Here is a 17,250-nt window from a genome sequence, read left to right as displayed (position 1 = left end):
GAGAGGTATCGAAAACATTATTAACTGATTATTTTATACAAACTTAGTTATATTTTAAAGAAAAAGATAGTCCCTGAGCCAGATTTTACCCAACTGTGCTTGTTGAGATCAGGTTATGGCTTCGATGCAGGGTTTTGCGATAGTATGTTAGAAATTATGCGAGTAATGCATCTGCTCGTTAGATCACCTGACAGGAGTACATAATGTCTAAGCAACAAATCGGCGTCGTTGGTATGGCTGTGATGGGGCGCAACCTGGCGCTCAACATCGAAAGCCGTGGTTACACCGTGTCCGTTTTCAACCGCTCACGTGAAAAAACGGAAGAGGTTATCGCCGAGAATCCGGGGAAAAAACTGGTTCCATACTATACGGTAAAAGAGTTTGTTGAATCCCTTGAAACACCTCGTCGTATCCTGTTAATGGTGAAAGCGGGTGCTGGCACTGATGCTGCTATCGACTCCCTGAAACCTTATCTGGATAAAGGTGACATCATCATTGATGGCGGTAATACGTTCTTCCAGGACACTATCCGTCGTAACCGTGAGCTCTCCGCTGAAGGTTTTAACTTCATCGGAACCGGCGTCTCTGGTGGTGAAGAAGGTGCGCTGAAAGGCCCATCCATCATGCCGGGTGGCCAGAAAGAAGCTTATGAACTGGTAGCGCCAATCCTGACTAAAATCGCAGCGGTTGCTGAAGATGGTGAGCCGTGTGTGACGTATATTGGTGCCGACGGTGCAGGCCACTACGTGAAGATGGTGCACAACGGCATTGAATATGGTGACATGCAGCTGATTGCCGAAGCCTATTCATTGTTGAAAGGGGGTCTGAACCTGAGCAATGAAGAACTGGCCAGCACCTTTACCGAGTGGAATAACGGTGAGCTGAGCAGCTATCTGATCGACATCACCAAAGATATCTTCACCAAAAAAGATGAAGATGGTAAATATCTGGTGGATTTCATTCTGGATGAAGCGGCGAACAAAGGTACCGGTAAATGGACCAGTCAAAGCTCTCTGGATCTTGGTGAACCGCTGTCTCTGATCACTGAATCTGTGTTTGCACGTTACATCTCTTCGCTGAAAGATCAGCGTGTCGCTGCCTCTAAAGTCCTGTCTGGACCTAAAGCTCAGCTTGCGGGTGATAAGGCAGAATTTATTGAGAAAGTACGTCGTGCACTGTACCTCGGTAAGATCGTTTCTTATGCTCAGGGCTTCTCACAGCTGCGTGCCGCATCGGACGAGCATAACTGGGATCTGAATTACGGCGAGATTGCAAAAATCTTCCGTGCGGGCTGTATTATTCGCGCGCAGTTCCTGCAGAAAATCACCGATGCCTACGCTAAAAATCCTGGTATCGCGAACCTGTTGCTCGACCCGTACTTCAAGAACATTGCCGATGAATACCAACAGGCACTGCGTGATGTTGTAGCGTATGCTGTGCAGAATGGTATCCCGGTACCGACATTCTCTGCTGCTGTCGCTTATTACGACAGTTATCGTGCAGAAGTATTGCCCGCTAACCTGATTCAGGCTCAGCGTGATTACTTCGGTGCGCATACCTACAAACGTACTGATAAAGAAGGTGTTTTCCATACCGAATGGATGGAATAAGTCTTCTGATAGTCACTGGCCCGGTTCTCTAACCGGGCTTTTTTTTATCTTAAATCTGATTGATTTGCGTTGATTGCTTAATCTTTACTTAATATTTCTGGCGTACCCTGATAAAGAAAATCTGAATTGTTTTAACCTTCGTTGACACAATATTCAACAAAACGTTAAAACATTATTCTCTTATCAGGATGTCCAACATCATGATTAAATATTAAGTTAATACTGAGAGCATGAAATGAAAATTACCATTTCTGGTACCGGATATGTTGGCCTGTCAAATGGTCTTCTTATCGCCCAACATCATCAGGTCATTGCTCTGGACATTGTCCCTTCACGTGTCGAGATGCTAAATAATCGGATGTCTCCGATAGTCGATAAAGAAATTGAACAGTATCTACAATCAAGCAATATAAATTTTAAAGCCACGCTGGACAAGTACGACGCCTATCAGAATGCAGATTTTGTTATTATTGCAACGCCTACAGATTATGACCCGAAAACAAATTATTTTGATACCTCCAGCGTTGAATCAGTTATCAGAGATGTGATTGCAATAAATCCTGATGCACTCATGGTGATTAAATCAACAGTACCTGTTGGTTTTACGCAGACTATGCGACAGAAATTTAACTCGGATAATATTATCTTTTCTCCTGAGTTCCTGCGCGAAGGGAAGGCACTGTATGATAACTTATACCCTTCACGAATTGTCATCGGCGAACGATCTGCTCGTGCTGAGCGTTTTGCTGCCTTATTACAGGAAGGGGCGATAAAGCAGGATATCCCGGTGCTGTTCACTGATTCTACTGAAGCTGAAGCCATTAAGCTTTTTGCAAATACTTATCTGGCAATGCGTGTTGCTTATTTTAACGAACTTGATAGCTATGCAGAAAGCCTGGGGCTTAATGCACGACAGATCATCGAAGGGGTTTGTCTGGACCCGCGTATTGGTAACCATTACAACAATCCTTCATTCGGTTATGGTGGATATTGTCTGCCAAAAGACACGAAGCAATTACTTGCCAACTATCAATCTGTACCTAATAATATTATTTCAGCCATCGTTGATGCTAACCGCACACGAAAAGATTTTATTGCTGATGCCATTCTTTCGCGTAAACCCAAAGTTGTCGGTATCTATCGCCTGATTATGAAAAGCGGCTCAGATAATTTCAGGGCATCGTCTATTCAGGGCATCATGAAACGCATTAAAGCGAAAGGTATCCCGGTCATAATTTATGAACCGGTAATAGCAGAAGAGAGTTTCTTCCATTCACGGGTTGAGCGTGATCTGGCTAAATTTAAACGTGAGGCCGATGTGATTATCTCTAACCGCATGGCAGAAGAACTGCAGGATGTCGCTGATAAAGTGTATACCCGCGATTTATTCGGTAACGATTAAACGCTCGGCGAAATAATGATACCGGCATCATGCCGGTATCAGTCTATTACTGATGGCGCTTGCGTAAATTCTCAATCACTGTCGTCAGATCGAGATCCTGGTCCTGCAGCAGAACCAGCAGGTGATACATCAGGTCCGATGCCTCATTGGTTAACTCGAAACGATCATGCACGGTCGCGGCCAGTGCTGTCTCAACACCTTCCTCTCCAACTTTCTGGGCAATTCGCTTCGTACCGCTGGCGTACAATTTTGCGGTATAGGAGCTGGCGGGATCTGCCGTTTTACGCTGAGCCAGGAGTTGCTCCAGTTGATACAGGAACAACCATTGGTGGCTGGACTCACCAAAACAACTGCTGGTGCCTTTGTGACAGGTTGGCCCAATAGGGTTAACCAGCGCCAGCAGGGTGTCGTTGTCGCAATCAGCGGAAATGCTGACGACATTAAGAAAGTTGCCAGAGGTTTCACCTTTGGTCCACAGGCGTTGTTTAGTACGCGAGAAAAAGGTCACTTTGCCGCTTTCGATCGTTTTATCCAGCGCTTCCGGGTTCATATACCCGAGCATCAGCACCTCACCGGAAACTGCATGCTGCACGACGACCGGCATCATCCCATCGGTTTTTTCCCAGTCCAGCTCGCGGCATTGTTGCTTGGTTAACATATCCTGATCTCCACGCCCTGTGTTGCCAGGTACGCTTTTAATTCGCCAATATTGATAATTTGCTTGTGGAAGACCGAGGCGGCAAGCGCGCCATCGACATCCGCATCCCTGAAGGCTTCGAGAAAGTGCTCCATCGTTCCGGCACCGCCTGAGGCGATCAGCGGAACGTGGCAAACTTCGCGCACTTTTTTCAACTGCTCGAGATCGTAGCCGTTACGCACGCCGTCCTGGTTCATCATATTAAGAACGATTTCACCGGCGCCCAGTTTTTGCACCTCTGTTACCCAGTCGATCGTTTCCCACTGCGTGACGCGGGTACGGCTTTCATCCCCGGTATATTGGTTAACGTGATATTTGCCGGTTTCTGCGTCATACCACGTATCAATGCCCACCACGATACACTGCACGCCAAAGCGATCTGCCAGGCGGGTGATCAACGTTGGGTCAGCCAGAGCCGGGGAGTTGATAGAAATTTTATCTGCGCCGAAAGACAGTATCTTTGCGGCATCCTCTGGTGATTTAATCCCACCGGCGACACAGAACGGAATGTCGATCACTTCTGCCACGCGTGATACCCAGCTTTTGTCCACCACGCGACCATCGCTCGATGCGGTGATATCGTAAAAAACCAGCTCATCTGCGCCTTCATCGGCATAGCGTTTCGCCAGCGGAACGATATCGCCAATAATCTCGTGATTGCGGAATTGAACACCTTTGACAACCTGTCCGTCACGAACATCAAGGCAAGGGATTATGCGTTTTGCCAGCATTGGATGGCCTCCTCAACGGTGAATTTACCTTCCAGCAAGGCTCGTCCGACGATAACACCACGAACACCGGTCCCGCGAAGGGCCGCTACGTCCTCGATTCCACCAATACCACCAGATGACTGAAATGCCACCTGCGGATATTTGGCGCACACTTCTTCATAAAGCGCGACGTTTGAGCCCGCCAGCGTGCCGTCGCGGGAGATATCGGTGCACAGCACGTGCTTCAGGCCGACGTGTAAATAGGTCTCAACCAGTTCTTCCAGTGAAACCCCGGAATCTTCCTGCCAGCCGCTAACTGCAACCTGTTTATTCCCGTGCTCGTCAATCCGCACATCCAGAGCCAGAACCAGCGCGTCGGCACCAAAACGGGCAAACCAGTTCTTGACGACTTCGGGAGATTTTACCGCAGTCGAACCCACCACTACGCGGGCGACGCCAGCGTTAAGCAGCGCTTCAATATCTGCTTCGGTACGTACGCCACCCCCTACCTGCACCGGTACGTTTACGCCAGCAACCAGTGTTTTAATCAGCGGTATTTGCCGTTTCTGCGGATCTTTTGCCCCGGTCAGATCCACCAGGTGCAACACCTTTGCGCCTTGTGCGGCATAGCTTTGTAAACGGGTCAGGGGATCGTTACCGTAATCACGCTGCGTTGCGTAATCGCCCTGATGAAGACGCACAACCGTGCCGTCGATTAAATCTAATGCCGGAATAATCATTACATCTCCAGAAAGTTTTTCAGCAACTTCGCGCCAGCGGCACCTGAACGCTCCGGGTGGAACTGCACGCCAAAGAAATTATCTTTTTGTACCGCTGCGGTGAAGGGCTCACCGTAGTTGCATTGCGCAATAGTCCATGGGTTCACCGGCATGGCGTAGCTGTGTACAAAATAGAAATACGCCCCATCCTCAATGCCCTGGAAAAGGCGGTTTCCGGCCTGTGGATAGACACGGTTCCAGCCCATATGCGGCAACGGCAGACCAAAATCGGTCATTTTGGGTACGTCTTGATCAATAATCCCCAGCAGGGAGACACCGTTACTTTCTTCACTGCGTCGACCAAGCAGCTGCATACCTAAGCAAATCCCCAGTACAGGCTGTGTGCAGGCTTTGATCAGTTCAATCAGCTCACGCTCGTGTAGCTGATCCATTGCCGCCTGGGCGGTACCGACACCCGGCAGAAACAGTTTATCGGCGCGCAGCACAACATCCGCATCGCGGCTAACTACCGGATCGTAGCCGTGGCGTGCGACGGCGGATTTCACCGAGTTCAGGTTGGCACAGCCGGTGTCGAGGATCACCACGTTCATCACAGCACCCCTTTTGAAGAAGGAAGCGTGTCGCCTTCTACGCGAATAGCCTGGCGCAGCGTGCGGCCAAAGGCTTTGAACAGACTTTCCACGCGGTGGTGGTCATTTTTACCTTTGGTTTTAAGGTGTAACGTGACGCCCATGGTGTAAGAGAGCGAACGGAAGAAGTGTTCGATCATCTCCGTACTCAGATCGCCGACGCGCTGGTAGGTAAACTCAGCCCGGTACTCCAGGTGTGGACGCCCGGAGATATCCAGGGCGCAGCGTGCCAGGCACTCGTCCATCGGCAGCACAAAACCAAAACGGTTGATGCCGCGTTTATCGCCCAACGCCAGTTTTAAGGCTTCGCCCAGAGCCAGCCCTGTATCCTCAACGGTGTGGTGATCGTCAATATACAGATCGCCTTTGACGGCTATTTCCATACGAAAACCACCGTGGGTCGAGATTTGATCCAGCATGTGGTCAAAGAAGCCGACGCCGGTATTAATTTTGCTGCGGCCTTCGCGGTCCAGCCAGACTTTAACGTCAATCTGCGTTTCTTTGGTATTACGCTCAACGTGGGCGTAACGATCCCGTTTGGTTAGTTGCTCACCGATCATTGCCCAGTTCAGCGTATCGCGGTGATAGCGTAACCCGGTGATGCCCATGTTTTCCGCCAGTTGAATATCGGTTACGCGATCGCCGATCACGTAGCTGTTCTCGGTATCCAGCGCCTGTTCAATCAGGTATTGCTCGACCAGCTTCACTTTGGGTTTACGACAATCACACGCGTCTGCCGGCAGGTGCGGACAGATCAGTACTTCATCAAATATGACGCCCTGCGAGGTGAAAACTTGCATCATCAGGTTGTGTGGACCGTCAAAATCCGCCTGCGGGAAGCTCTGTGTTCCCAGTCCATCCTGGTTGGTGATCATCACCAGCTTAAAACCAGCTTTTTGTAGTTTTAGCAAGACCGGGACAACCTCCGGCTCAAAGGCAAGTTTGTCGAAGCGATCAACCTGAAAGTCACTGGGCGGCTCGGAAATCAGGGTTCCATCACGGTCAATAAAAAGATACTTCTGGCTCATACTTGCTCCGCACGTAAGGCGTCAATGACGCGCTGGCTCTCTTCACGGGTTCCGACAGTAATACGCAGGCAGCCGCTCAATGAAGGTTGTTTGTTCTGGTCTCGTAAGATAATGCCCTGATCCCACAAAGATTTAAATACGCTGCTTGATGCTGTGAAGCGCGCCAGAACATAGTTGGTTTCAGAATCGAAAACCTGTTCTACGCAGCGGATGGTTTTCAGGCTATCAACCAGGTACTGACGCTCTTGCAGAATCTGTGCCACGCGCTCACGCATGGCGGAAATGCCTTGCGGCGTTAGTGCCTGAGCGGCGATATCTGCCACAGGTGTAGATAGCGGGTAAGGCGCGATCACTTTCAACAACAGGTTGATGACATCTTCATTAGCTAGCGTAAATCCGCAGCGCAAACCGGCAAGGGCAAACGCCTTAGACAGGGTGCGCAGTACCACCAGGTTTGGGTATTCCGATAGCCAACCCGCCAGTGTGGCCTGCGGGCAAAACTCGATATACGCTTCATCGGCGACCACGATGGCTTTGCCCTGCGTCATGTCGAGCAGTGAACGCAGATCCTGCGGGTTAATTAACTGGCCCGTCGGGTTATTGGGGCTGCAAACGTAAACCACTTTCACGCCATCAAGCTTGTCAGCGATGCCCTGTAAATCCAGTTGCCAGTCGGCAAGAGTCGGCACGGTGCGACATTCAACGCCAATGGTTTCCGCACTGACGCTATACATACCATAGGTCGGCGGGCAGTAGAGAATCGCATCTTTACCCGGCTCGCAAAAAGCACGTACCAGCAACTCGATACCTTCATCAGCACCGCGGCTGACCAGTACCTGCTCTGGCTTAACGCCCGCATACTGTGCGTAGTTCTCGATCACCGCCTTCGGCTGGCACTCCGGATAACGGTTCAGTGTTTGCTGAGTTAGCTGGAATTCAACGGCGGTGGGGAACTCATTGGCATTGAGCCAGACGTCGCCATTTCCGCCCAGACGGCGGGCAGACTGATACGGTGTTAGCTCACGGACATTTTTACGGGCTAAATCAGTAACGCTGAGAATGTTGTCAGTGCTCATGCTTGCTCCTTCAGGGCGTTAACGCGCAGGGTAACGGCATTTTTGTGGGCTGTCAGTCGTTCTGCTGCGGCCAGCGTTTCGATGGTTGCGGCCAGGGCAGAGAAACCTTGCGGCGATAATTCCTGTACGGTCATCCGCTTCTGGAAATCGGCCAGTCCAAGACTTGAGCAGGTTGCGGTGTAGCCGTAGGTAGGCAGCACGTGGTTAGTCCCGGAGGCATAGTCACCGGCAGATTCCGGTGACCAGTCACCGAGAAAGACAGAGCCCGCACTGGTGATGTCATCGACAAGTTTGCGAGCATTGCGGGTCTGAATGATCAGGTGCTCCGGGCCGTACGCATTAGAAATCGCTACGCATTGCGCAAGGGAGCGGGTGACAATCAGACGACTGGCGCTTAACGCCTGCCGCGCGGTTTCAGCGCGTGGCAGCGCGGCAAGCTGGCGTTCTACTGCTTCAGCAACCCGGCTGGCCATACCGGCATCCGGCGTCAGCAGGATCACTTGGGAATCGGGGCCGTGTTCGGCCTGCGAGAGTAAGTCAGAGGCAACGAAATCCGGCGTGGCGCCGCTGTCGGCAATCACCAGCACTTCAGACGGACCTGCTGGCATATCGATGGCGGCACCGTCCAGACGCTGACTCACCTGACGTTTGGCTTCGGTCACAAAGGCATTACCGGGGCCAAAAATTTTGTCCACTTTCGGCACGGATTCACTGCCAAATGCCAGCGCGGCAATAGCTTGTGCGCCCCCAACGTTAAACACCTCCTGTACGCCGCAGAGTTGTGCGGCATACAGAATTTCATCGGCGATGGGTGGGGGAGAGCACAACACCACTTTTTTACAGCCTGCAATGCGGGCCGGGGTGGCGAGCATTAACACTGTTGAGAAGAGTGGCGCGGAGCCCCCGGGAATGTACAGTCCAACAGAATTTACCGGGCGGGTAACCTGCTGGCAGCGTACACCGGGCTGCGTTTCAATATCGACTACCGGCAGTTGTTGCGCGTTATGAAACGTTTCGATGTTTTTCACGGCGACTGCCATGGCCTGTTTCAGGTCATTGCCAAGACGTGCGCCGGCGGCGGCAATCTCTTCAGCGCTGACTTTCAGCGCACTCACGTTAGTTTTATCAAACTTTGCGCTGTATTCACGTAGCGCTGCGTCACCGCGCGACTTTACGTTATGCAGAATTTCGCTCACGGTACGGGTGATGCTATCTGACGCCGAGATTGCCGGGCGCATCAGTAATTCACTTTGCTGCTCTTCAGTACAGCTATTCCAGTCGATGATGGTATTAAAGCTCATAATCGTCTTCCTTTTTTTGCCGGATGGCACGTTGTTTATCCGGCCTACGGGTCTTGTAGGCCCGGCTAGCGAAGCGCTACCGGGCAGCATAAGTGGAATTACTCCATCATCTTCTCAATAGGCAGCACCAGGATGGAGCTGGCGCCAAGCGCTTTCAGTTTTTCCATCGTTTCCCAGAACAGGGTTTCGCTGCTAACCATGTGCATTGCCACGCGCTGCTGATCGCCGGCCAGTGGCAAAATCGTTGGGCGTTCAGCGCCTGGCAGCAAGGCGATAACGTCGTCCAGACGTTCACTTGGCGCGTGCATCATGATGTATTTAGATTCGCGCGCCTGAATAACCCCCTGAATACGGGTCAGCAGCTTATCGATCAGTTGTTGCTTAGCATCGGCCATTTCTCCGTCACGCTGAATCAGACAGGCTTTGGAGCGGTAAATGACTTCCACTTCACGCAGGCCGTTGGCTTCAAGCGTTGCACCGGTAGAGACCAGATCGCAGATTGCATCAGCAAGTCCTGCACGGGGAGCAACTTCGACAGAGCCGTTTAACAAACAGGATTTGAACGACACTCCTTTCTGGTCGAGATAGCGTTTGAGCAGGTGCGGATAAGAGGTGGCGATGCGTTTGCCGTTCAGTGCCGACGGACCGTCCCAGGCTTCGTCTACTGGGGTCGCCAGCGAAAGACGACAGCCGCCGAAGTCCAGACGACGTAACGTAAAGTAACGAGGATCTTCACCCTGTGCGCGGCGGTTGAGCAGTTCTTCTTCCAGCACGTTTTCACCGATGATGCCGAGATCAACGACGCCATCCATGACCAGACCCGGGATATCGTCATCGCGTACGCGCAGAATATCAATTGGCATATTTTCTGCCATCGCAATCAGGCGCTGGGTGTGAAGATTAATTTTAATACCACAGCGGGCCAGCAATTCGCGTGAGTCATCGCTTAAACGGCCTGATTTCTGCATAGCTATGCGTAAGCGGGTGTTGTCTAACATTCTCTATTCCTCGTTATCCTGTCTGAATCGGTTTGGGTCACGCACAAAAAAAAGCCCCCGGAAGAAATCTTCCGGGGGCTTTCTCATACGCTCATGCACCACTGGAAGATTTAAATGTCTCCCAGCACACATCGCCTGAAAGACTAGTCAGGATGATGGTGATGATGGTGATTAAATTGAGCGCGTGTCATAAATTTTCTCGATGAATGCTTATTCATTTGATGTCTTTTAACCTAAACCACTTTAGCCACGGAAAGCAAGGGCTTTTTTTGATCATTAATTCATTTCATATTGATACTATGAATTGTCAGCCACCGTGGGCTGGCGTAGCCTTGGGTTATAGGCCAAAAGTCAGGAGAAAAGGCATGAAAAAGGTCGCAATTGTCGGATTAGGTTGGTTAGGCATGCCATTAGCCATGTCTCTGGCGGCCAGGGGCTGGCAGGTTACCGGCAGCAAAACCACATTGGATGGGGTGGAAGCGGCCCGAATGAGCGGTATTGAAAGCTACTCGTTGCGCCTGGAGCCTGAACTGGTCTGTGAACCTGACGATCTCGATGCGCTAATGGATGCGGATGCGCTGGTCATCACCCTGCCTGCACGCCGTAGTGGCCCGGGTGAGTCGTTTTACTTGCAGGCAATGCAGGAACTGGTCGACAGTGCGCTGGCGTATCGTATTCCACGGATTATTTTTACCAGCTCTACCTCAGTTTATGGTGATGTGCAGGGGACAGTAAAAGAGGGCACACCACGCAATCCGGTCACGGCGAGCGGTCGTGCCCTGAAAGAACTTGAAGACTGGCTGCACAATCTGCCGGGAACGTCGGTGGATATTCTGCGCCTGGCAGGCCTTGTGGGACCGGGCAGACATCCCGGTCGCTTTTTTGCGGGTAAAACAGCACCAGATGGACAGCATGGCGTCAATCTGGTGCATCTGGATGACGTGGTTTCTGCTATCACGTTGCTGCTACAAGCGCCTAAAGGGGGACACATCTATAATATATGTGCGCCTATGCATCCGGCACGCAATGTGTTCTACCCCCAGATGGCTCGCCTGTTGGGGATGGAAGCACCGGATTTCCGGGACGGAGTGGATAACGGTAAAGGTAAAGTCATTGATGGCAACCGAATTTGCAATGAGCTTGGGTTTGAGTACCAGTATCCCGATCCGCTGGTGATGCCGATGGAGTGACAGATCAGCAGAGTGTCGCTGTATACCGCCAGGGGGCGAGTATGAAACCACTGCTGGATGTTCTGATCATTCTTGATGCGTTAGAGAAAGAGGGGAGTTTCGCGGCGGCGTCCGCAAAATTGTTTAAGACGCCGTCAGCGCTGAGTTATACCGTCCACAAACTGGAAAGCGATCTCAATATTCAGTTGTTGGATCGCAGTGGACACCGGGCCAAATTTACCCGTACCGGACAGATGCTGCTGGAAAAGGGACGCGAGGTATTACATACCGTGCGCGAACTCGAAAAGCAGGCCATCAAACTGCACGAAGGATGGGAGAATGAACTGGTTATCGGCGTAGACGATACCTTTCCCTTTTCGCTTCTTGCCCCGCTTATCGAATCTTTCTATCAACACCACAGCGTGACGCGTCTTAAATTTATCAATGGCGTATTGGGCGGCTCGTGGGATGCCCTGATTCAGGGCCGGGCCGATATCATTGTGGGTGCCATGCGTGATCCACCCACAGCGAGTGACTTTGGTTTTGCGCGTCTGGGTGTGCTTGAACAGGTTTTTGTTGTTGCCCCCCATCATCCACTGGCGCAGGAACCGGAACCGTTGAGTCGTAGAACGATCAAACGTTTTCGCGCCATTGTGGTCGGCGATAATGTGCATCCCGCGAACGTATCGGCTTCTCAGCTACTTGACGATCAGGAAGCCATCACCGTTTTTGACTTCAAAACCAAACTGGAACTGCAGATAAGTGGTTTGGGGTGTGGTTATATTCCGCGCTATCTGGCACAACGATTTCTGGACAGCGGGGCCCTGATTGAGAAGAAAGTTGTCGCGCAGATTCTGTTTGAACCCGTGTGGATTGGCTGGAACGAGCAGACCGCGGGATTAGCCAGTGCATGGTGGCGGGATGAAATTTTAGCAAATAGTGCTATCGCGGGTGTCTATGTAAAAACGGTTGTCGATAAATCAATCGGTTAGAAAAAAATATTTTTTGACAAGGCTCTCATTCTCTTGTCATTTCGCCCTAATTTAGTGCACAATGCGCCGCTTGCAAAAAATGAGATTAACCGACGTTTTAATACGCGTCGGTTATTTTTTTGCATCAAACCAATCATTCATAAAAGAGGCCGGGCTTCGTACCGGATAGATACTTACTTAAAAATCGACAGTTGTTGTCGCTGAGGATTAACAAAAAATGGGGCAATTTTTTGCTTACGCGACGGTTTCCGCCGTAATGGAGGATAACCATGTCGCATAACGCTACTCCAAACACCTCTCGCGTGGAATTACGTAAAACGCTTACGCTGGTTCCGGTTGTCATGATGGGCCTTGCCTATATGCAGCCGATGACGCTGTTCGATACATTCGGTATCGTATCAGGAATGACCGATGGTCACGTCCCGACAGCTTACGCCTTTGCACTGATCGCCATCCTTTTTACCGCACTGAGCTACGGTAAACTGGTGCGTCGCTATCCGTCTGCAGGCTCTGCCTACACTTACGCCCAGAAATCCATTAGCCCGACCGTTGGCTTTATGGTGGGTTGGTCATCACTGCTGGACTACCTGTTCGCACCGATGATCAACATTCTGTTGGCGAAAATCTATTTTGAAGCTCTGGTGCCGTCGATACCGTCATGGATTTTCGTGGTAGCACTGGTGGCCTTTATGACCGCTTTTAACCTGCGCAGCCTCAAATCTGTCGCGAACTTCAACACCGTGATCGTGCTGTTGCAGGTCGTGTTGATTGCGGTGATCCTCGGCATGGTCGTTTATGGCGTGTTCGAAGGGGAAGGGGCGGGTACGCTGGTGAGCAGCCGTCCGTTCTGGTCAGGTGACGCACACGTGATTCCAATGATCACAGGGGCTACTATCCTGTGCTTCTCGTTCACTGGTTTCGACGGTATCAGCAACCTCTCTGAAGAGACCAAGGATGCTGAGCGCGTGATCCCGCGTGCAATTTTCCTGACCGCACTGATTGGTGGCCTGATCTTTATTGTCTCCACTTATCTGTTGCAGCTGTATTTCCCGGATATCTCTCGCTTCAAGGACCCGGATGCTTCACAGCCTGAAATCATGCTGTACGTAGCCGGTAAGTTCTTCCAGGTCGGTGCGCTGATTTTCTCCACCATTACCGTATTGGCATCCGGGATGGCGGCGCATGCTGGCGTAGCGCGTCTGATGTACGTGATGGGGCGTGACGGTGTATTCCCGAAAAGTTTCTTCGGTTATGTACACCCGAAATGGCGTACTCCGTCCATGAACATCATCCTGGTTGGCGCGATTGCCCTGCTGGCAATCAACTTCGACCTGGTGATGGCGACGGCGCTGATTAACTTTGGTGCGCTGGTGGCGTTTACCTTCGTTAACCTGTCGGTAATCTCCCAGTTCTGGATCCGTGAGAAGCGTAACAAGACGCTGAAAGACCACTTCCAGTATCTGTTCCTGCCGATGTGCGGTGCGCTGACCGTGGGGGCGCTGTGGGTGAACCTGGAAGAGAGCTCTATGGTTCTGGGGCTGATCTGGGCTGGTATTGGTCTGATCTACCTGGCTTGTGTGACCAAGAGTTTCCGCAACCCGGTACCGCAGTACGATGAAGATATCGCGTAATAACCTAATCTGACATCGAAAAACCGGAGACATGTTCTCCGGTTTTTTTATTCCACTGCTTTATTTCCAGCCAATATTAATAACCGTTAGTTCTAAATTAGAGAATTTGGTTATTGGTTCTGAACCCGTTAGTCATTAATAATTTCCTGACTAATATACTTCTGGCTAATTAATTTATGTTTTCAATGATCTTAAGCGGGCTCATCTGTGGCGCGCTGCTTGGCTTTGTCATGCAACGTGGACGATTCTGTCTGACGGGCGGCTTTCGCGATATGTATATTGCGAAAAACAATCGTATGTTCTATGCGCTACTGATAGCCATCTCTGTGCAAAGCGTGGGTGTCTTTGCGCTGATTCAGACGGGTGTACTCAGCTATGATGCCGGCCCCTTCCCATGGCTGGGAACCGTTGTTGGTGGTTATGTCTTTGGTATCGGAATTGTTTATGCGGGCGGGTGTGCTACCGGAACCTGGTATCGTGCAGGAGAAGGGCTTATCGGTAGCTGGATTGCGCTGTTTACCTATATGGTGATGAGTGCGGTGATGCGCTCTACGCATGCGAGTGGGCTGAATCAGGCGCTGAAAACCTACAGTACTGAGCATAACTCCATTGCCGATACGTTGAACCTGTCCGTATGGCCACTGATCGCTATTCTGCTGGCGGTTACAGTGTGGGTGGTAGCGAAAGAGCTGAGAAAACCAAAATTGAAAGTCGCTACGCTACCGCCTCGTCGTACCGGCCTTGCGCATATTTTGTTTGAGAAGCGCTGGCATCCATTTGTTACTGCGGTTCTGATTGGGCTGATTGCGCTGTTGGCATGGCCGCTGAGCGAAGCAACCGGACGAATGTTTGGCCTGGGTATCACGTCACCAACCGCCAATATTTTGCAATTTCTTGTCGCAGGCGACAGTAAGTTTATTAACTGGGGAGTGTTCCTGGTGCTGGGCATTTTTATCGGCTCATTTATTGCAGCGAAAGCCAGTCGCGAATTTCGCGTTCGCGCAGCCGACGCACCCACCACGCTGCGTAGCGGTTTTGGTGGTCTGTTAATGGGCTTTGGTGCCAGCATCGCGGGTGGCTGTTCGATTGGCAACGGTCTGGTTATGACGGCGATGATGACCTGGCAGGGATGGGTTGGCCTGGTCTTTATGATTTTCGGTGTCTGGACCGCGTCATGGATTGTGTATATCAGACCGCAGCGTAAGGCAAAACTAGTCGCTGCTGCGGCAAATTAAGCGTAAGGATTTGATGATGGCAATTAAAAGACTGGATGTGGTCACACAGGTTTGTCCGTTTCCACTGATTGAAGCAAAAGCGGCACTGGCTGAAATGGCAAGTGGTGATGAACTGGTGATCGAATTTGACTGTACCCAGGCAACTGAGGCAATCCCGCAATGGGCCGCCGAAGAGGGGCACGTGATTACTGATTATCAACAGGTGGGTGACGCCGCCTGGAGCATTACGGTGCAGAAAGCGTAACCAGGATCCCTCCGCCGTCTGGCGGAGGGCATTTCATCTTCAGACTATCTCTTGCGCATACTGCCAGAGTGATTTCAGTAGCACCAGCTTCTCTTTATTGTCAGCATATTGCTGACTCAACATCTGCAATTCATTCGCGTAATTTTGCAAAAACTCCGGTGTGAATACCTGACGACGATGATCCAGCCAGCGTTGCTGCTCTCCCTCATCCAAAGTCCCGGGGAAATTGCGTGCGCGATAATTAAACAGCAGTTTTTCAATGCGCTTGTCGACAAAAGTGATGTCCAGTGCGGGTAAATTTCGAGGTTCGGTTTCCAGAACGATCTTCATTGCGGCGCGGTCGGCATCGCTGAAAAAACCGTTGTATAACTGCGCATCTACGTTATCCGATGGCGCAAAGGGTTCTGCTTCGGCAAAGATAGCCACCACTTTATCGCGCACCTGCGGGTTTTCACGCAGGACTTTAAGATTATCCAGGCAATGCTGGCGGTTAATTCCGAGACGATCGGCATCTTCCGGACGTAACGTATTAGCCTGTGCCAGAACCGGGCATTTGTTGATATGCACCAGTTTAACCGGCACCGCTGCGTTATCTCCCAGATCGGCTTTGGCGGTGTAAAGACGTGCGCGCAGGGTGTCGCTATCCAGTTCAAGCAAGGGAGAAATATCACCCGCTAAGTCGACCATAATAACCGCATTACGATTATCCGGATGCCAGGCCAGCGGGGCAACCCAACTGGTGTTACCTCGCCATGCACCGAACATCCCAGATACATGCACTAAGGGCTTCATTTGCGGGACATCAATCAACGCAGCCAGCTTGTGTTTATTGCGGTGACTGTAGAGATAGTCAAACAGACGCGGCTGACGTGACTTTACGAGTTGCGCCATTGCAATGGTGGCATACACGTCTGCCATCGCATCGTGGGCATTAGCATGCTCAATACCGTTGGCGCGGGTCAGGTGCTCAAGGCGGAAACTGGGTAGACCATCGTCGTTTTCTGGCCAGTTGATCCCTTCCGGTCGTAGCGCATAGCAGGCGCGCATTACATCCAGCAAATCCCAGCGAGAATTGTCGTTCTGCCAGCTCCAGGCGTAGGGATCATAAAAATTGCGATACAGGATATTACGTGTCACTTCATCATCGAAGCGCACATTGTTATAGCCGAGGATACACGTTTTCGGCACGGTAAACAGCGCATGGATACGGGCAGCAAAAGCGGCTTCGTTCTCACCCTTTTCACGTGCTTCTTGCGGCGTAATACCGGTTATCAGTACCGCTTCGGGTTGTGGCAGATAGTCGTCGGCGGGCTTGCAGTAAAAGACTTCGGGATCGCCAATGATATTGAAATCGCTATCTGTGCGGATGGCCGCAAACTGTGCGGGTCTGTCCAGTGCCGGATGGGTACCAAAGGTCTCGTAATCGTGGAAGAGAAAACCAGGTTGCTGCTTGCCGTCATTCATTGTTCAGTTATGTCCGGGATCAATTTAGCGCTTATCTAAGAATACCAAAAAATAGCGCGGTAATCAGCAACGGGATTATCAATGCCCGGCGGTGGCCGCAATAAAATTGCGGTAAACGTGATTAAAATAAAATGAATTAATAGATTTGGGGTTTTAAGGATATTTCATGAAATAAGATAACGTTATTTTGTGAGTGCATAAATAAGCTAATTGAGAACTATTATTGTTATTTTTACGTTTGGTGGTGTGTTCTGGAAACTTTAAAACTCTTTTATAAACAATGAGTTTTATTCTTGCCAGTTAACGGAATTTCATTGTAATGAA

At 50.8% G+C, this 17,250-nt stretch carries 17 protein-coding genes, 1 pseudogene and 1 other annotated feature; of the genes and pseudogenes, 8 read left to right on the top strand and 10 right to left on the bottom strand.

The window, feature by feature from the left end:
• The first annotated feature begins 203 nt into the window (after nucleotides 1-203).
• Both gndA and ugd read left to right on the top strand, forming a co-directional pair.
• Nucleotides 204-1,610 (top strand): NADP-dependent phosphogluconate dehydrogenase, encoded by a 1,407-nt coding sequence (gndA, locus tag G8S19_RS13940; protein WP_040231903.1) that lies wholly within the window; start codon nucleotides 204-206, stop codon nucleotides 1,608-1,610.
• A 235-nt stretch (nucleotides 1,611-1,845) separates the two neighbouring features.
• The gene (gene ugd / locus G8S19_RS13935; RefSeq protein WP_124021631.1) at nucleotides 1,846-3,012 is read left to right on the top strand and encodes a UDP-glucose 6-dehydrogenase; all 1,167 of its coding nucleotides are present in this window, start codon (nucleotides 1,846-1,848) and stop codon (nucleotides 3,010-3,012) included.
• Between the two features lie 46 nt (nucleotides 3,013-3,058).
• Here ugd and hisIE read toward each other — a convergent pair whose 3' ends face one another.
• The 9 genes from hisIE to hisL form a co-directional block, all read right to left on the bottom strand.
• Nucleotides 3,059-3,670 (bottom strand): bifunctional phosphoribosyl-AMP cyclohydrolase/phosphoribosyl-ATP diphosphatase HisIE, encoded by a 612-nt coding sequence (gene hisIE / locus G8S19_RS13930; protein ID WP_124021632.1) that lies wholly within the window; start codon nucleotides 3,668-3,670, stop codon nucleotides 3,059-3,061.
• Nucleotides 3,664-4,440 carry an imidazole glycerol phosphate synthase subunit HisF gene (gene hisF, locus G8S19_RS13925; RefSeq protein ID WP_048212022.1) on the bottom strand — a complete coding sequence of 259 codons (777 nt, stop codon included), beginning with the start codon at nucleotides 4,438-4,440 and terminating at the stop codon, nucleotides 3,664-3,666. Before hisF ends, hisIE begins: the two co-directional genes overlap by 7 nt.
• On the bottom strand, nucleotides 4,422-5,159 hold the full coding sequence (gene hisA, locus G8S19_RS13920; protein ID WP_124021633.1) for a 1-(5-phosphoribosyl)-5-[(5-phosphoribosylamino)methylideneamino]imidazole-4-carboxamide isomerase: 738 nt from the start codon (nucleotides 5,157-5,159) through the stop codon (nucleotides 4,422-4,424). The genes hisF and hisA overlap by 19 nt, the downstream gene beginning before the upstream one ends.
• Entirely contained in the window at nucleotides 5,159-5,749 is a 591-nt protein-coding gene (gene hisH / locus G8S19_RS13915) for an imidazole glycerol phosphate synthase subunit HisH (RefSeq protein ID WP_005128083.1), read from the bottom strand. Before hisH ends, hisA begins: the two co-directional genes overlap by 1 nt.
• The gene (gene hisB, locus G8S19_RS13910) at nucleotides 5,749-6,816 is read right to left on the bottom strand and encodes a bifunctional histidinol-phosphatase/imidazoleglycerol-phosphate dehydratase HisB (protein WP_048212019.1); all 1,068 of its coding nucleotides are present in this window, start codon (nucleotides 6,814-6,816) and stop codon (nucleotides 5,749-5,751) included. Before hisB ends, hisH begins: the two co-directional genes overlap by 1 nt.
• Nucleotides 6,813-7,892, bottom strand: a complete 1,080-nt coding sequence (gene hisC / locus G8S19_RS13905) for a histidinol-phosphate transaminase (protein WP_061067700.1) — start codon at nucleotides 7,890-7,892, stop codon at nucleotides 6,813-6,815. The genes hisB and hisC overlap by 4 nt, the downstream gene beginning before the upstream one ends.
• Nucleotides 7,889-9,193 carry a histidinol dehydrogenase gene (gene hisD, locus G8S19_RS13900; protein WP_124021634.1) on the bottom strand — a complete coding sequence of 435 codons (1,305 nt, stop codon included), beginning with the start codon at nucleotides 9,191-9,193 and terminating at the stop codon, nucleotides 7,889-7,891. The genes hisC and hisD overlap by 4 nt, the downstream gene beginning before the upstream one ends.
• Before the next feature lie 98 nt (nucleotides 9,194-9,291).
• Nucleotides 9,292-10,191 (bottom strand): ATP phosphoribosyltransferase, encoded by a 900-nt coding sequence (gene hisG, locus G8S19_RS13895; protein WP_005128078.1) that lies wholly within the window; start codon nucleotides 10,189-10,191, stop codon nucleotides 9,292-9,294.
• Between the two features lie 45 nt (nucleotides 10,192-10,236).
• Nucleotides 10,237-10,359: a sequence feature (His leader region), on the bottom strand.
• The gene (gene hisL / locus G8S19_RS13890) at nucleotides 10,335-10,382 is read right to left on the bottom strand and encodes a his operon leader peptide (protein ID WP_101741515.1); all 48 of its coding nucleotides are present in this window, start codon (nucleotides 10,380-10,382) and stop codon (nucleotides 10,335-10,337) included. (Overlaps the previous feature by 25 nt.)
• A gap of 174 nt (nucleotides 10,383-10,556) precedes the next feature.
• Between hisL and G8S19_RS13885 the strand changes: the two genes are divergently transcribed.
• From G8S19_RS13885 to tsuB, 6 genes and pseudogenes are all read left to right on the top strand, one after another.
• Nucleotides 10,557-11,381, top strand: coding sequence for an SDR family oxidoreductase (locus G8S19_RS13885; protein ID WP_124021635.1), 825 nt, complete (start codon nucleotides 10,557-10,559; stop codon nucleotides 11,379-11,381).
• Nucleotides 11,382-11,422: 41 nt separating this feature from the next.
• Nucleotides 11,423-12,407: pseudogene (locus tag G8S19_RS13880) on the top strand (LysR substrate-binding domain-containing protein).
• A gap of 162 nt (nucleotides 12,408-12,569) precedes the next feature.
• Nucleotides 12,570-12,632, top strand: a complete 63-nt coding sequence (gene yoeI, locus G8S19_RS22510; protein ID WP_101741514.1) for a membrane protein YoeI — start codon at nucleotides 12,570-12,572, stop codon at nucleotides 12,630-12,632.
• Nucleotides 12,622-13,983: a putrescine/proton symporter PlaP gene (gene plaP / locus G8S19_RS13875; RefSeq protein WP_040231916.1), complete on the top strand. Its 1,362-nt coding sequence runs from the start codon at nucleotides 12,622-12,624 to the stop codon at nucleotides 13,981-13,983. Before yoeI ends, plaP begins: the two co-directional genes overlap by 11 nt.
• A 176-nt stretch (nucleotides 13,984-14,159) precedes the next feature.
• Nucleotides 14,160-15,218, top strand: coding sequence for a thiosulfate utilization transporter TsuA/YeeE (gene tsuA, locus G8S19_RS13870; protein ID WP_101741451.1), 1,059 nt, complete (start codon nucleotides 14,160-14,162; stop codon nucleotides 15,216-15,218).
• Nucleotides 15,219-15,234: 16 nt separating this feature from the next.
• On the top strand, nucleotides 15,235-15,462 hold the full coding sequence (gene tsuB / locus G8S19_RS13865) for a thiosulfate utilization sulfurtransferase TsuB/YeeD (protein WP_048212013.1): 228 nt from the start codon (nucleotides 15,235-15,237) through the stop codon (nucleotides 15,460-15,462).
• Between the two features lie 39 nt (nucleotides 15,463-15,501).
• Here tsuB and sbcB read toward each other — a convergent pair whose 3' ends face one another.
• Entirely contained in the window at nucleotides 15,502-16,926 is a 1,425-nt protein-coding gene (gene sbcB, locus G8S19_RS13860) for an exodeoxyribonuclease I (RefSeq protein WP_115602234.1), read from the bottom strand.
• Nucleotides 16,927-17,250: the final 324 nt, after the last annotated feature.

It is taken from the genome of Citrobacter sp. SX206, assembly GCF_024181025.1.
GTDB lineage: Bacteria > Pseudomonadota > Gammaproteobacteria > Enterobacterales > Enterobacteriaceae > Citrobacter > Citrobacter youngae.
Note: the sequence above shows the minus strand (reverse complement) of the source record. Positions and strands in the feature narration are given on the sequence as shown.